The 14,651-nt window shown below is 72.6% G+C and carries 14 protein-coding genes; 10 read left to right on the plus strand and 4 right to left on the minus strand.

The window, feature by feature from the left end:
* Window positions 1-43: 43 nt before the first annotated feature.
* Window positions 44-1,291, plus strand: coding sequence for a D-arabinono-1,4-lactone oxidase (locus NS184_RS05265; RefSeq protein ID WP_058725085.1), 1,248 nt, complete (start codon window positions 44-46; stop codon window positions 1,289-1,291).
* A gap of 85 nt (window positions 1,292-1,376) precedes the next feature.
* On the opposite strand, the gene NS184_RS05270 is transcribed toward NS184_RS05265, so the two are convergent.
* Window positions 1,377-1,874: a 2'-5' RNA ligase family protein gene (locus NS184_RS05270; RefSeq protein ID WP_058725086.1), complete on the minus strand. Its 498-nt coding sequence runs from the start codon at window positions 1,872-1,874 to the stop codon at window positions 1,377-1,379.
* A 148-nt stretch (window positions 1,875-2,022) separates the two neighbouring features.
* On the opposite strand from NS184_RS05270, the gene NS184_RS05275 reads away from it, so the two are divergent.
* From NS184_RS05275 to NS184_RS05285, 3 genes are read left to right on the plus strand one after another with little or no spacing between them, the layout of a single operon-like run.
* On the plus strand, window positions 2,023-2,973 hold the full coding sequence (locus NS184_RS05275) for a MetQ/NlpA family ABC transporter substrate-binding protein (RefSeq protein WP_058725087.1): 951 nt from the start codon (window positions 2,023-2,025) through the stop codon (window positions 2,971-2,973).
* Window positions 2,973-4,013: a methionine ABC transporter ATP-binding protein gene (locus NS184_RS05280; RefSeq protein WP_058725088.1), complete on the plus strand. Its 1,041-nt coding sequence runs from the start codon at window positions 2,973-2,975 to the stop codon at window positions 4,011-4,013. The genes NS184_RS05275 and NS184_RS05280 overlap by 1 nt, the downstream gene beginning before the upstream one ends.
* Complete coding sequence (locus NS184_RS05285; RefSeq protein WP_058725089.1) at window positions 4,010-4,681, plus strand: methionine ABC transporter permease; 672 nt, start codon at window positions 4,010-4,012, stop codon at window positions 4,679-4,681. Before NS184_RS05280 ends, NS184_RS05285 begins: the two co-directional genes overlap by 4 nt.
* Before the next feature lie 230 nt (window positions 4,682-4,911).
* Here the strand turns inward: NS184_RS05285 and NS184_RS05290 are convergent, their stop codons facing one another.
* On the minus strand, window positions 4,912-5,688 hold the full coding sequence (locus tag NS184_RS05290; RefSeq protein ID WP_058725090.1) for an endonuclease/exonuclease/phosphatase family protein: 777 nt from the start codon (window positions 5,686-5,688) through the stop codon (window positions 4,912-4,914).
* A gap of 261 nt (window positions 5,689-5,949) precedes the next feature.
* A complete protein-coding gene (locus NS184_RS05295) occupies window positions 5,950-7,368 on the minus strand; it encodes an MFS transporter (RefSeq protein ID WP_058725091.1) in 1,419 nt (472 codons plus the stop codon).
* Window positions 7,369-7,540: 172 nt separating this feature from the next.
* Here NS184_RS05295 and NS184_RS05300 point away from each other — a divergent pair, with 172 nt between their 5' ends.
* The 5 genes from NS184_RS05300 to NS184_RS05320 are packed head-to-tail and all read left to right on the plus strand — an operon-like array spanning window position 7,541 to window position 12,755.
* Entirely contained in the window at window positions 7,541-8,677 is a 1,137-nt protein-coding gene (locus NS184_RS05300) for an alanine racemase (protein WP_058725092.1), read from the plus strand.
* A complete protein-coding gene (locus NS184_RS05305) occupies window positions 8,674-9,507 on the plus strand; it encodes an IclR family transcriptional regulator (RefSeq protein WP_058725093.1) in 834 nt (277 codons plus the stop codon). Before NS184_RS05300 ends, NS184_RS05305 begins: the two co-directional genes overlap by 4 nt.
* A complete protein-coding gene (locus NS184_RS05310; RefSeq protein ID WP_058725094.1) occupies window positions 9,504-10,481 on the plus strand; it encodes a sugar kinase in 978 nt (325 codons plus the stop codon). The genes NS184_RS05305 and NS184_RS05310 overlap by 4 nt, the downstream gene beginning before the upstream one ends.
* Window positions 10,482-10,509: 28 nt before the next feature.
* Complete coding sequence (locus NS184_RS05315; protein WP_058725095.1) at window positions 10,510-11,160, plus strand: bifunctional 4-hydroxy-2-oxoglutarate aldolase/2-dehydro-3-deoxy-phosphogluconate aldolase; 651 nt, start codon at window positions 10,510-10,512, stop codon at window positions 11,158-11,160.
* Window positions 11,157-12,755, plus strand: coding sequence for an N-acyl-D-amino-acid deacylase family protein (locus NS184_RS05320; protein ID WP_058725096.1), 1,599 nt, complete (start codon window positions 11,157-11,159; stop codon window positions 12,753-12,755). Before NS184_RS05315 ends, NS184_RS05320 begins: the two co-directional genes overlap by 4 nt.
* Window positions 12,756-12,809: 54 nt before the next feature.
* On the opposite strand, the gene NS184_RS05325 is transcribed toward NS184_RS05320, so the two are convergent.
* Window positions 12,810-13,193: a RidA family protein gene (locus tag NS184_RS05325; protein ID WP_058725097.1), complete on the minus strand. Its 384-nt coding sequence runs from the start codon at window positions 13,191-13,193 to the stop codon at window positions 12,810-12,812.
* 147 nt (window positions 13,194-13,340) lie between these two features.
* Between NS184_RS05325 and NS184_RS05330 the strand changes: the two genes are divergently transcribed.
* Complete coding sequence (locus NS184_RS05330; protein ID WP_058725098.1) at window positions 13,341-14,597, plus strand: hypothetical protein; 1,257 nt, start codon at window positions 13,341-13,343, stop codon at window positions 14,595-14,597.
* The last annotated feature ends 54 nt before the right edge of the window (window positions 14,598-14,651 follow it).

Raw genomic sequence — 14,651 nt, forward strand, 5'->3', positions numbered from 1 at the left:
GCTCCCCCCGCGGCTGTCGGCGGCGCGTGGCATCGTGGGCGACATGCGGTCGACGACGAGCGAGCTGAACTGGTCCGGCACGGTCACCTACACGGCGGAGCGCGTCGTCCGGCCCGGGTCCGTCGCCGAGGCCGCCGAGGTCGTCGCACGCTCGCCACGGGTGCACGGGCTCGGAACCCGGCACTCGTTCAACGACGTCGCGGACACCTCGGGGGTGCTGCTCGACCTCACGGGTGTCCCGACCGACCTCGTCATCGACGCCGGTGCACGGACCGCGACGATGGGCGCCGGGACCCGCTACGGACTCGTCGCCCCGGAGATCGACCGCGCTGGGTTCGCCCTGCACAACACGGGTTCCCTCCCCCACATCTCCGTCGGCGGGGCGGTCGCCACCGGCACGCACGGCTCCGGCACGACGCTCGGTTCGCTGAGCACGGCCGTCCGTTCGCTCGAGCTGATCGGCCCGGACGGCGGTCTCCGCACCGTGCACCGCGACGACACTGGGTTCGCGGGCACGGTCCTCCACCTCGGACTGTTCGGCATCGTGACCAGGGTCACGCTCGACCTCCAGCCCACCTACGACATGCGGCAGGACTCGTACGGCCCGATGCCGTGGGACGTCTTCACCGCGCACGTCGCCGAGGTCCACGCGGCCGGCTACTCGGTCTGCTCGTACACGGTCTTCGGCGACGAGATCAGCGACGTGCTCATGAAGTCCCGCGTCGCCCACGGGGCCGTCGACGTCGCCGTGCCGGAGCACCTCCTCGGTGCACCGAAGCGGCCGGGGACACCGGGTGACGGCCACCACACCGCCCGCGACGGGTCGGTCGGCCCGTGGTGGGACCGCCTGCCGCACTTCCCCATCGAGTCGGTCCCGAGCGTCGGGTCAGAGGTCCAGAGCGAGCACTTCGTCCCGCTCCGGCACGCGGCGGCAGCCCTCGACGCCGTCCGGACGATGGCGGACCGCATCCAGCCACACCTGCACGTGTGCGAACTCCGGACCATGGCGGCCGATCCGTTCTGGCTGAGCCCGACCCAGGGCGAGGACGTGCTCTGCATCGCCTTCACCTGGAGGAAGCACCCGGCCGAGGTCGCCGCGCTCCTGCCCGACCTCGAGGGCCTGCTCGCCCCCTTCGACGGGCGGCCGCACTGGGGGAAGATGAGCTCCCTGGACGGCGAGGCCATCGCCGGGCTGTACCCGCGCCTCCCGGCCGTCCGCGACCTGGTCCGCGCCGCGGACCCGGACCGCGTCTTCGGCTCCGCCTTCGCCGAGCGCGTCCTCGGAGTCTGACGGACGGCACGCTGACGGCGGGCGGGCGGGCGGCCGCCGACCGGCCGACGCAGCCGGGAGGCTCGTCCCGGCACCGACCCGCTCCTCACGCCAGCGGCGTCACCGTCTTCGTCTCCCCGTCCCAGAAGCGGACACCGCCCACCTCGAGCACCTCGGGCAGCGGTGCCCGCCGGAGCGCCGCCAGGGCCCGCGGGAGATCGGCGTCCCGGACCCGGCGGGCGAACGACAGGTGGGGCGACCACGCGCCCGGCAACGAGGTGTCGACGCCACCGGGAGCGGCTCGGTGCACGGCCTCGTGGAAGGCCGCGAGCGCGTGGTCGACGACGACGGCCCGGACGAGGACGGACCGCTCCGGGCCGGCCGGGAAGAGCAGGACGCCACCGAGTCGGAGCGTCGGGGGCGCGGGCGCGTCGAACCGGGGCGGGACGAGCAGGTCCGGACCGGCAGCGAGGGTGACGTGCGGCGCGTTCGAGTCCGACACGTGCCGACCGAGGCTCGGCAGGTCTTCCGCGATCAACTCGTCCCACACGGCACGCACGGCTGCGTCCGCGGCCGGGGACAGGACGAGTTCGATGCTCCGCACCCGTCCGAGTGAACCGGACCGCGCTGTCACACGGCTGTAACACGGCGGAACGCAACTCGCGACCCGCGCTGGTCACCGGTCACACTCGACGGACGCCGCGGACCACCGCGACACCGACCACCGCACCGCTCACCCCACGAGGAGCACCATGTCCGCACCTGCCCTGCCCCAGAAGCCGAAGGGCAAGCGTCCGATCGGCTGGATCATCGCTGCGGCCGTCGTCGTCGTGGCGATCGTCGTCGCCGTGATCGTCGGTGCCGTCCGCGCCGGTGGCGACGGAGGAGCCGGTGCCGCTGGTGAGGGCGCCGCGAAGACCGTGAAGATCGGTGTCGCGGACAAGGCGCTGCCGTACTGGAAGACCTACACGAAGCTCGCGAAGGACGAGCTGAACGTCACCGTGCAGCTCGTGAACTTCTCCGACTACTCGCTGCCGAACCCTGCGCTCAAGGACGGCCAGGTCGACATCAACCAGTTCCAGCACATCCAGTACCTCGCGGACTACAACACCACCTCGAACGACGACCTCCAGCCGATCGGCTCGACGGCCGTCTACCCGCTGCCGCTCTACGCGACGAAGTACGACAGCGCCTCGGCCCTGCCGGCGGACGCGAAGGTCGCGATCCCGAACGACGCGATCAACCAGGCGCGCGCCCTCCTCGTGCTGCAGGACGCGAAGCTCCTCACGCTGAAGAACGGCGGGACCCCCTTCTCGACCACCGCTGACATCGAGACCCACAAGGTCGACGTGCAGACCCTCGACGCATCGCAGACCGCGAACGCGCTGCAGCAGGGCTCCGTCGCCGCGGCCGTCGTGAACAACAACTTCGCGACCAGTGCCGGCCTGCCGGTCGAGGACGTCATCTCGAAGGACGACCCGTCGAGCGCCAGCGCCGCTCCGTACGTCAACGTGTTCGCCGTCCGGAACGCCGACAAGGACGACACGACCTACCTGGCCCTCGCGAAGCTGTTCCAGGACAGCGCCGTGCAGAAGGCGTTCAAGCAGGACTACCCGCAGGCCGTCGCGCGCAACGTGAGCGCGACGAAGCTGCAGAGCGAGCTCGCGACCGTCGAGCAGGACGCGAAGGCGGCCAAGCAGTAGTGCCCGCGCTCGTCGAACTCCGCGGCGTCTCGAAGCACTACCGCCGCGCCGACACCGGCGAGAGCGTCACCGCGGTCGAGGACGTCTCCCTGGACGTGCACCAGGGCGAGGTCCTCGGGGTGATCGGGTACTCCGGTGCCGGCAAGTCGACGCTCGTCCGGCTCGTCAATGCCCTGGAGCTGCCGAGCTCCGGGTCGGTGACGGTCGCCGGACAGGACCTGACGGCGATCCCCGAGCGGGATCGCCGTCAGGCGCGTCGGCGCATCGGGATGATCTTCCAGCAGTTCAACCTGTTCCGCTCCCGGACGATCGCGGGCAACGTCGCGTACCCGCTCAAGGTCGCCGGTGTCGGCAAGCAGGAGCGTGACCGTCGCGTCGCGGAGCTGCTCGACTTCGTCGGGCTGCTCGACCGCGCGTACGCCTACCCGGAGCAGCTCTCCGGCGGGCAGAAGCAGCGCGTCGGCATCGCCCGGGCGCTCGCGTCGAACCCCGAGCTGCTGCTCGCCGACGAGGCCACGAGCGCCCTCGACCCGGACACCACGTCGGAGGTCCTCGGGCTGCTCCGCCGCGTGAACCGGGAGCTCGGCGTCACGATCATCGTCATCACGCACGAGATGGACGCCGTGCGGCAGATCGCGGACCGCGTCGCCGTCATGGAGCACGGCCGCGTGGTCGAGGTCGGCGACGTGTACGACGTGTTCTCGAAGCCGCAGACCCCGGCCGCGCAGCGGTTCGTCCGGACCGCTCTGCACGACCGACCGTCGGATGAGCAGCTGGCGCGGCTCCGTGAGCACCACGCCGGTCGACTCGTCACGGTGCAGATCTCCGACGAGGTCGGCCTGCAGAACCGGATCGACGCGGCGTGGCGCGCGCACGGTGTGACGGCCGAGCTCGTCTTCGGCGGTGTCGGCGAGATCCGTGAGCGTCGCATCGGCTCGCTCACCTACGAACTGACGAGCGACGACCCGCACGCCGTCGACCGCGCCGTCTCCGAACTGCGCGGCAGCGGCACCACCGTGGACGAGGAGGCAGCGGCGTGAACAACACCTTCCAGAGCGTGATCGACTCGTTCGACGTCTTCGTCTCCTCGGTGCGCGACACCCTCGTGATGACGATCATCTCGCTCGTCGTCGCCGGTGTGATCGGCCTCGTCCTCGGGCTCGTGCTCTACGCCACCCGACCGGGCAACCTGCTCGGGAACCGGACCGTCCACACCGTCGCCAACGTCGTCGTGAACATCGTCCGGCCGATCCCGTTCGTGATCCTGCTGGCCGCGATCGGCCCGCTGCAGCGAGAGGTCGTGGGCACCACGATCGGCGTGCCCGCGGTGACGTTCGCGATCTCGTTCGCGGCGTCGTTCGCGGTCGCCCGGATCGTGGAGCAGAACCTGCTGGCGGTGGACCCCGGCGTGGTCGAGGCCGCTCGTGCCTCGGGCGCACACCCGGTGTCGATCCTGCTGACCGTGCTCATCCCCGAGGGCCTCGGACCGCTCATCCTCGGGTACACGTTCATCTACGTCGGCATCGTCGACATGACGGCGCAGGGCGCGATCGTCGGTGGCGGCGGCCTCGGCGAGTACGCGATCACCTACGGCTCGCAGCGCTACGACTGGTGGATCGTCTACGTGTCGGTCGCAGCGATCGTGGTCATCGTGCAGCTCGGGCAGTTCCTCGGGAACCGCCTGGCGCGAGCGACGTTGCGTCGCTGACGCGGCGCGGGTCGCGGACCCGACCCGGACCGGACGGGAGGCGCGGTGCCGGCTGGCACCGCGCCTCCCGTCCGTCGCCCGGTGCTTCGAGGACCCGTGAGGTTCCACGACTCGCCGCTCGTGTCCCAACGAGGTTCCACGCACAGCCGAATCGGCTGCCGACATGCCGCGATTTCGGAACCTCGACGGGGCGCTCCGGCGCACGGTGCGCGGCCGGACGCGCCCGCGCGTCAGGCGGCGGAGGCGTCGACGGTGGGGTAGCCGGCGGTGTCGCCGGGGTGCTCGTAGTGCGCCCGGACCAGGATCGGCCGGTGGTCGGAGACGCCGGCGGGCAGGGTCTCGACCCCCGCGATGTGCAGGCCGACGCTGGTCGCGAAGTCGAAGTGCCCGGTGAACTTGCGGTAGCGCAGGTACGTCGGCTGGTCCGAGAGGGACAGCGCGAAGCCGTGCTGCTCGATCTTCCGTCGCAGGTTCGTCTGGAACCACGGGTAGTTGAAGTCGCCGACCATGATCGCCGGGGCCTCGCTCGAGAGGTCGCGGACGAACTGGTGCGCGGCCTCGATCTGCTTGCGGCGCAGGGAGTTCGTGGCCGTCAGCGGCGACGCGTGGAACGAGGCCACGATGACCTCGGCGTCGGCCTCGCGGTCGCGCAGGTGCATGGCGATGAGCCGTTCGTGCGCGGGCGCGAGGACGCGGTCGTGCAGGGACTTCTGCAGCGAGTGGATGCTGAAGTCCTGCAGGTCGAAGCGGTCGTCGCGCTTGTAGATCGCGAGGCCGAGTCGGTTCGCCTTCGTCGAGGCCGCGAGTGAGAGCCCGCCGACGGTCGGCGCGAGGTCGTTGGAGTCGCATTCCTGCACGCACAGCACGTCGGCCTGGGAGGCCTCGGCCAGGGACGCGAGTTCGCCGTTCGCGGTGTGCTCGCGGAGGTTGTAGCTGACGACGCGGAGTGCGGTCGGCTGCACGTCGGCGTCGGGGTCGAGCGTCCCGTGCTGCTGTGGAGCGGCCATGCTGCCTTCCTGTTCCGGGTGGCGTCCTGTCCGGGGTACCGGGTCACCCTGCCGCAGCGAAACTACTCGGCCTCCACAGCAGGTTCCTGAGACTGTAGCGCGGTGCGGGTCCCGTGCGGGTGACCAGGTCGCGAACGGACAGCGGAGGCGGCGCGGCACGCTGCGAGGGCCGCCCGTGGCAGCCGTCCTCCGCGGATCGGTGCCCGCCGGGCGGGTCGGACCGTCAGGCGCGGACCCGCACCCGCCGGGCGGGTCGGACCGTCAGGCGCGGACCCGCACCCGCCGGGCGGGTCGCACGGTGTCCCCCGCGGTCCGGCTCATGAGCACACCCTCGACGCACGCGACGACGAGGAGTGCCGCGATGACCCAGAACGCGACCACGTACGGCCCCGACCCGCCGAGCCCCGACGCCGCACGGATGACCACGGCGGCGACGGCCACACCGAACCCCGCCGCGGTCTGCTGCAGCGTCGAGGACAGCGTGTTCGCCGGGGTCATGTCCGCCTGCTCGACGTCGGCGAACGCGATCGTGTTGTACGCGGTGAAGCCGACGGACCGCGCGGCGCCGCTCACGACGAGCAGCACCGCGAGCAGCCAGAACGGCGTGTCCGGGGTCATGAACGCCATCGCCACGACGCTGAGCGCGGCGACGGCGGACGACACGACGATGACGGGCCGGTACCCGAACCAGCGGAGGAACGGCGTCGTCATGGGCTTGATGCCGAGGTTGCCGACGAAGACCCAGAGCACCGCGGAGCCGGCGAGCACCGCACTCCACCCCCACGCGTCCTGGAAGAGCAGCGGGAGCACGAACGGCACCGCCGACACGGCCAGGCGGAACAGGCTGCCGCCGGCGTGCGACACCCGGAAGGTCTCGAGCCGGAAGGACTCGAGCCCCATGATCGGGTGTGGGGCTCGCCGGAAGTGCCGGACCGCGAGCCAGCAGCACGCCGCTCCGACGACCCCGGAGACGACGACCGCGAGGACCGGCACCACGTCGAGCGCCAGCAGCGATGCCATCACGACGAGCGCGCCGAGCCCGAAGCACGCGAGGAGCGAGCCGAGCCAGTCGAACGGCACCCGCTCCGGCGCCCGTTCCTGGGGCACGAGCACGAGCGCGGCGACGAACGCGATCACCCCGAGCGGGATGTTGATGAGGAAGATCCAGTGCCACGTCAGGGTGTCGACGAGCACCCCGCCGACGAACGGCGCGATGATCGGGGCCGCGAGCGCCGGCCAGGTCAGGATCGCGATCGCCGTGACGAGCTGGTCGCGTCCGGCACTCCGGAGGACGACGAGCCGGCCGACGGGCACCATCATCGCGCCGCCGAGGCCCTGCAGGATGCGCCAGAGGGTCAGCTCCACGAGCCCCGTCGACGCGGCACACAGCGCGGACGCGATCGTGAAGAGCGCGATCGCCGCCGCGAAGACGGTGCGGGAGCCGACGCGGTCGGTCACCCAGCCACTCACCGGGATGAACACCGCCAACGTCACGAGGTACGCGGTGATGGCGACGCCGACGGCCGCCGAGTCGACCCCGAGGTCGCGGCCCATCGCGGGCGCTGCCGTCGCGAGGATCGTGCCGTCGAGCAGCTCCATGAAGAAGGTGCCGGCCACGAGGACGGCCACCGCCGTGCTGCGGGTCCGCCGAGGGGCGGGCGTCGATGTCGTCGTCGTCATGTCGAACGAAATGCTATGCCTGCTCGGGTTCCGGACCGCCCTGGGCGCGTGATGTTCTGCGCTGCACAATGGAGCAGGCGGCTCCGTTGTCCAGACCGCGCCGGACGGACGAACGTGGCAGAAGCGCAGCGTCGCAGCACCCCGGCTGCTTCGCACTCGACGAGGAGGCCCGATGACGACGCACGTGCTCGACGACGTCCTGCTGCCGACGATGACGCTCCGCGAGTCCGCCCTCGCGTCGAACGCCGCCGTGATGCAGGCCTACGTCGACCGCCACGGCCTGCTGTTCGCGCCGCACATGAAGACCCACATGGCGCCGGCACTGGCCCGCCGACAGCTCGACCTCGGCGCCTGGGGCGTCACGGTCGCCTCCGTCCAGCAGGCCGTCGTGGCATGGCGGCACGGCATCCACCGCATCCTCGTCGCGAACGAGGTGCTCGACCCGGCCGGCCTCGCCTGGATCGCGGGTCGACGCGCCGAGGACCCGGACGGCGACGTCCTCTTCCAGGTCGACTCCCCCGCCGGGGTCGCCGCGGCAGCGACCCACGGACCGCTCCCGGTGCTCGTCGAGGTCGGGTTCCCGGGTGGTCGGACGGGCGTCCGGTCGCCCGAGGACGGGATCGCCCTCGCACGGACCGCGCACGACGCCGGGCTGGAGCTCCGCGGCGTGACCGGCTACGAGGGCGGGTTGCCCGGCCCCGACAAAGCCCGCGAGTACGTCCGCGGGGTGCTGGCGGTGACCGAGGCGGTCCGCCCGCTCGTCAGCGCGCCACGGATGCTCCTCAGCATGGGTGGCAGCGCCTGGTTCGACGCCGTCGTCGAGGCCGTCGAGGACCGGCCCGACGACGTCGACGTCCTGCTGCGTTCGGGAGCGTCGCTGACGCACGACGACGGCTTCTACGCCGAGCGGACGCCCTTCGGCCGCCACCCCGAGGAGGGGCGGCTCGAAGCCGCCATCCGCGTCTGGGGTCGGGTCACCTCCGCCCCGGAGCCCGGCCTGGTCCTCGTGGCCGTCGGCAAGCGGGACATCAGCTTCGATGAAGGGCTGCCGGTCGTGCGCGAGGTCCGGCCGGGAGGCACGGCTGACGCCCGCCCCGTCGCTCCCGCTCCGGGGTCGGTCACCGTCACCCGCCTCGACGACCAGCACTGCTACCTGCGGGCCACCGACGACGCACCCGCCCTCACCCCGGGGGACGTCGTGGTGTTCGGCATCTCACACCCCTGCACGGTGTTCGACAAGTGGCACCGGGTCCTCGTGCTCGCCGACGACGACACCGTGCTCGACACGATCGAGACGGAGTTCCGGTGACCACCCCGCCCGACATCCCCGCCCGCAACGCCGCGCTGTCGCTCCGACGAGGACTCCGGCTGCTCGACCACGTCGCCGAACGCACCCGGAACGGCGAGGTGTCCGTCAGCCTCGGCACCCTGGCCGCGGAGCTCGGGACGTCGAAGTCGACCGTCCTCCGTCTGACGGCCCCGATGGTCGAGACCGACCTGCTCCGCCGGACCGCGGACGCCGGGTTCACGCTCGGGCTCGGGGCGCTGCTCCTCGGCCAGAGCTACCTCGAGGGCATCGACCTCCGGGCGGCCGCGGCCCCGTTCCTCCGCCGGACCGCCGAACGCACCGGCCTGACCTGCCACCTCGTCGTCCCGGACGGCACCGACATCGTCTACGTCGACAAGGTCGAGACGCGCGGGACGGTCCGGATGGGCTCGCGCATCGGCAACCGCCTCCCGATGCGCAACACCGCCTCCGGCAAGGCGATCGTGGCGTTCGGGGAGTCCGACCTGCTCGCCCGGGTGCTCGCCGAACCCGTCCGCGCGATGACGGACCACACGATCACGGACGACGTGCGCTGGCGCCGCGAGGTCGACCGGACACACCAGCGCGGCTACGGCATCGACGACCGCGAGAACGAACCGGACATCCGGTGCGTCGCCGCCCCCGTGTTCGACCACGCGAACCAGGTCGTCGGGGCGATGAGCATCTCCGGACTCGCATCGCGGTTCCCGGCAGCCGCGGTCCGCGACCTCGGGTCCGGGGTCGTCCGGACGGCGCACGAGATCTCGGTCGCGCTCGGGTCGTCCTCCGCGCAGCTGGCCCTGAACCGGACCGCGAACCGGAGCGCACGGTGACCGGTCGGGTGGTCGCCGTCGGCGAGACGATGCTCCTGCTCAGCGGGCGGTCCGTCGGAGCCGTCCCCGACCTGGACACCATGCACGTCGACACCGGCGGCGCCGAGAGCAACGTCGCGATCGGGCTCGTCCGGGCCGGGGTGCCGGCGACGTGGGTCGGCCGCGTCGGGACGGACCCGGCGGGCGACCGCGTCGTGGCGGACGTCCGCGGCGCGGGCGTCGACGTGGTCGCGGTCCCCGATGCCGACCGCTCGACCGGACTCATGATGAAGGAGCGGCTGGCCGACGGTCGGACCCGCGTGACGTACCACCGCCGGGGTTCCGCCGGATCGGCGATCGGGCCCGAGGACGTGCCGGCCGGACTCGTCGAGCAGGCCGCACTCGTGCACCTCAGCGGGATCTCCCTGGCGCTCTCCGACCGCTCCCGTGCGACCGTCGACGCGGTGCTCGACCGAGCCGAGGCCGCCGGGGTCCCGGTGTCCTTCGACGTGAACCACCGGCCGAAGCTCGTCGACCCGGACTCCGCGCGGCGGCACTACCGCGCGGTCGTCGAGCGGTCGACCGTGGTGTTCGCGAGCGACGACGAGGCCCGGCTCGTGCTCGGGCGTGAGGAGCGACGGGACGACGAGGACGACCTCGCCCGCGGGCTCGCCGCCCTCGCGCGCGGCACCGCGGTGGTGAAGCTCGGCTCCCGCGGGGCCGTGGCCGCGGTCGACGGTGTCCTGCACCGTCGTGCGGCAACGCCCGTCCGGGTGGTCGACCCGGTCGGCGCCGGTGACGCCTTCGTCGCCGGATGGCTCGCCGCGGTCCTCACCGGCGCTGCTCCCGCCGAGGCGCTCGACCGTGCGGCGGACGCCGGCGCGCTCGCCTGCACCGTGGCGAGCGACTGGCGGCTCCCGGACCCCGACACGGTCGTCTCCGTGACCGACGCCCCCGAGATCGACCACGCCGTGCACGACCGGGTGGACCGCTGATGGTCGCCCCGACGACAGGAGGACCCCGATGACCGACACCGCCGCTCCCACCACGACGGCCAGGCACCGCCACGACGCCGGGCCCGCGGTCGCGATCCTCCGCGGCGGCACGGGCGAGCACGTCGAGGACGTCATCCGGGTGCTCGTCGAGTCCGGGGTCCGCGCGATCGAGCTCACCACGAACACCCCGCGGTGGCAGGACGGCATCGCCTGGGCGGTCGACCGGTACGGCAGCGGCGCCGCGGTCGGCGTCGGGACCGTCCTCGAACCCCGGCAGCTCGACGAGGCCGCCGCCCTCGGCGCGACCTTCGCGGTCAGCCCGCACACCGACCCCGCGATCGGCGAGCGCGCCCACGAGCGGGGCCTCGGCTGGTACCCGGGTGCGGCCACGCCGACGGAGATCGTCACGGCGTGGCGGCACGGAGCGCGGGCGGTGAAGGTCTTCCCGGCCGCGCAGCTCGGCGGGCCGGCGTTCCTGCAGCAGGTGCTCGCGCCGCTCGACTTCGTCGACGTGATCCCCACGGGTGGCATCGGCGTGGACGACGCGGCCGACTACCTCGCGGCGGGTGCGGTCGCTGTCGGCCTCGGTTCGCCGCTCGTCGGCGACGCACTGCGGGGCGGCGACCTCGACGGCCTCCGTACGCGGGCGGAACGGCTCGTCGCGGCGCTGGCGCGATGACGACGCCGGTGTTCCTCGTCGGCGGGTCGATCGTCGGGGACGACGGCGGCTTCCACCGTCGGGACGTCCTGACCGTGGACGACCGCGTGGCCGAGGTCGGTGATCGGCTCCGTGTCCCCGCCGACGCCGAGGTCGTCGACTGCACGGACCGGGTCGTGATGCCCGGCTTCGTCGACGCGCACTCGCACGCGGGGTCGCTCGTGTTCGACGAGCGTGTGCAGCTCGCGCTGCTGCGCCAGGGCGTCACGACGATCGTCACCGGGCAGGACGGCGTCGGGCCGGCGCCGGGCGACGGCTCGTACGCGGCCCGGTACTTCGCAGCGATCGACGGCCCGCACCCGACCTACCGCGGCGACGGGATCGCCGGACTGCTCGCCACCTACGACGGCATGACGCCGCTCAACGTGGCGACGCTCGTGCCCGCCGGGACCGTTCGGCACGAGGTGATGGGCGACGACGACGGCCCCGCCGACGACGAACAGCTCGACGCCATGCGGGCGCTCGTGCGACAGGGCACGGCGGACGGTGCGGTGGGCCTCGCGACCGGGCTCGACTACGTCCCCGGCCTGCACGCCTCGACCGAGGAGATCGCTGCCCTCGCCGCCGAGTCCGCAGCGGTCGGCGGACGGTACGTGACACACATGCGCGGTGGGTACGAGTCGAACGTCGCCGCGGGCATCGACGAGATCGTCCGCATCTGCCGTGTGGGCGGCGGGTCCGCCCACGTCTCGCACCTGCACGCCCCCGTCGGGCTCGCCCTCGACGCACTCGACCGGGCAGCGGCTGCGGGCGCACCCCTGTCGTTCGACAGCTACCCCTACTCGCGCGGCTGCACGATCCTGTCGATGCTGCTCCTGCCCGCGGAGCTCGCCCGACCGGGCACCGACGACCTCGCTCGGGCACTGGCGGTCGACGGCGGCCGCGCGCGGGTCCGGGGTGCGGTGCTCGACCGGGTGCTCGGACGCGCTGACCTCGGCACGGACTGGGCGGAGCAGATCACGCTCTCGCACGTCCCGGCCGCGGAGTTCCACGCGCTGCAGGGCCGGACCCTCGCGGAGGCGGCGGCGGCCACGGGCACCGACCCGGTCGACCTCGCGCTCGACGTGCTCGTCGACTCCGGGCTGCAGGTGACCGTCGTGATGCGGGTCCCACGTCCACGGACGCCCACGGAGCTGGCGGAGCTGTACCGGCACGGCGGCCACACCGGGGGCTCGGACGGCATCTTCGTCGGGACGCACCCGCACCCTCGCGCGTACGGCACGTTCGCACGGTACCTCGGCGAGTACGCGCGGACCGGTCTGCTGAGCTGGTGGGAGGTCCAGCAGCACCTGTCGACGCTGCCCGCAGACCTGTTCCAGCTGGGTCACCGCGGTGCCGTCGCCCCGGGCTGGACCGCGGACCTCGTGGTCGTCGACCCCGAGCGGGTCGCGGCCCGGTCGACGTACGCCGAACCGATGCTGCTGGCCGAGGGCATCGACGACGTCCTCGTCGCCGGCGTCCCCGTGCTGCGGGACGGCGTGCTCACCGGGGCGACGCCGGGCGCGGGCCTGCGCCGGACGCCGTTCCGTCATCCCGACCGGACGTCAGGGTCCTGACGGCGACCACCCGCCCGTGGCGCGCGGTGCACCACGTGCCGGGTGAGGACCCGCTCAGGCGGACGGCAGGACCGCGACGACGTCGATCTCGACGAGGATGCCCGCGAGGTGCGACTGCACGGTGGTGCGGACCGGGTACGGCTGGGAGAAGTGCTTCGCGTACTCCTCGTTGAAGGCCGCGAAGTCCCGGTCGGAGTGCTCGAGGTGCACGGTGGACTTCACGACGTCGTCGAGCGTGGCCCCGTGCTCGGCGAGCACCGCTGCGACGTTCGCGAGCACCTGCGCGGTCTGCCCCGCCACGTCGTCGGCCATCGCCCCGGTCGCGGGGTCCTGCGGGCCGAACCCGGCGGTGTAGAGGAAGCCGTTGGCGACGATGCCCTGGCTGTAGGGCCCTGCGGGCTTCGGCGCGTTGTCGGTGACGACGGCGGTCTTCGGCATGGTGCTCCTGTCGGTCGGATCGTTCCGTCCACCGTAAGCGGCGGCGCGGTGGACGGACCGGCCACCTGACGGCCGCTTTCCGTCCTGCACAACGCGGGCGGGCCTCCCGGCTGGGTCTCCCAGGGAACGGACGACTACCCTCGACCCGTGCCGCCCGAATCGACGCTCTCCGGATCGCTCGCGACCGGCCGACAGCGGTTCACCGACCTCGCGACCAGCCTGCCGGCCTGGTCCGCCGTGCTCCTCGTGTGGTTCGGCGGGCGCCTCGTGTCGACGGTTTGGCTGGCGCTCGCGTACCCGTTGATCGGTCGTGCGCTCCCCGCCAACGCGATCTGGGGCAACGACCACGGGTTCCTGACGTTCCTCACGGCGTGGGACGGGCAGTACTACCAGCAGATCTCGTTGCACGGCTACCCGACGACGCTGCCGACGGACGCCGCCGGGCACGTGACGCAGAACGCGTGGGCGTTCCTGCCGGCCTTCCCGTTCGTCATCCGCATGCTCACGGCGTCCACCGGCATCACGTTCGAGGTCGGTGCACCCCTGATCGCCCTCGGCGCGGGGCTCGTCGCCGCGTTCCTGCTCCACCGGCTCGTCAGCGACCACGCCGGGCACCGCGCGGGCATGTGGGCCGTGTTCTTCTTCACGTGCGGTCCGCTGTCGTTCCTGCTGCAGGTCGGGTACGCGGAGAGCATGTTCCTCGCACTGAGCTTCGGGGCGCTCCTCGCGCTGGAGCGTCGGCGGTACGGGCTCCTCACCCTGCTCGGCGTCGTCGCGGCCTTCACCCGCCCCGGTGCCCTCGCGATCCCGCTCGTGCTCGGGGTCGTGGTGCTCGTCCGCTGGGTGCGTGCCCGTCGCGCCGGCCGGTCCCCCGGGACCGGCGACCGCACGTTCGACGGGTTCCCGATGCGGGAGCGCCTCTCGGCCGTCGCGTCCGGGCTCGTCATGGCCGCAGCCGGGGTCGCCTGGCCCCTCATCGCGACGCACGTGACCGGGACGCCGAACGCCTACCTCGAGACCGAGATGTCCTGGTGGGTGAACTTCATCGGGCGAGTGGACTTCGCGCCGATGACGCCGTGGTTCCTCATCGCGTCGCGGTGGCTCGGCGTCGGCGGCGTGTTGATCGTCGTGTTCCTGCTCGTCGCCTACCCCGTCTGGCTGCTGCGCCGCTCGACCCGGAAGCTCGGGCAGACGACCGTGCTGTACTCGGCGGCGTACGCGCTGTACATCTTCGCGGTGTCGCTCCCGATGGCGTCGACGCCGCGGTTGCTCATGCCGTTGGCGCCGCTCTTCGGTTCGCCCGAACTCGTCGCGAAGCCCTGGATGCGGTGGACCTTCGTGTCCTGCGCGCTCCTCGGGCAGCCCGTGCTGGTGGCGGTGCTGTGGCTGCTCGGGCCTCCGTGAGCCGCTGACACGACACTCCGCCCGGCACCGTGCTGGGACGACGAAGCCGCTGTC

The organism is Curtobacterium luteum (assembly GCF_001475545.1).
Classification (GTDB): Bacteria; Actinomycetota; Actinomycetes; order Actinomycetales; family Microbacteriaceae; genus Curtobacterium; species Curtobacterium luteum_A.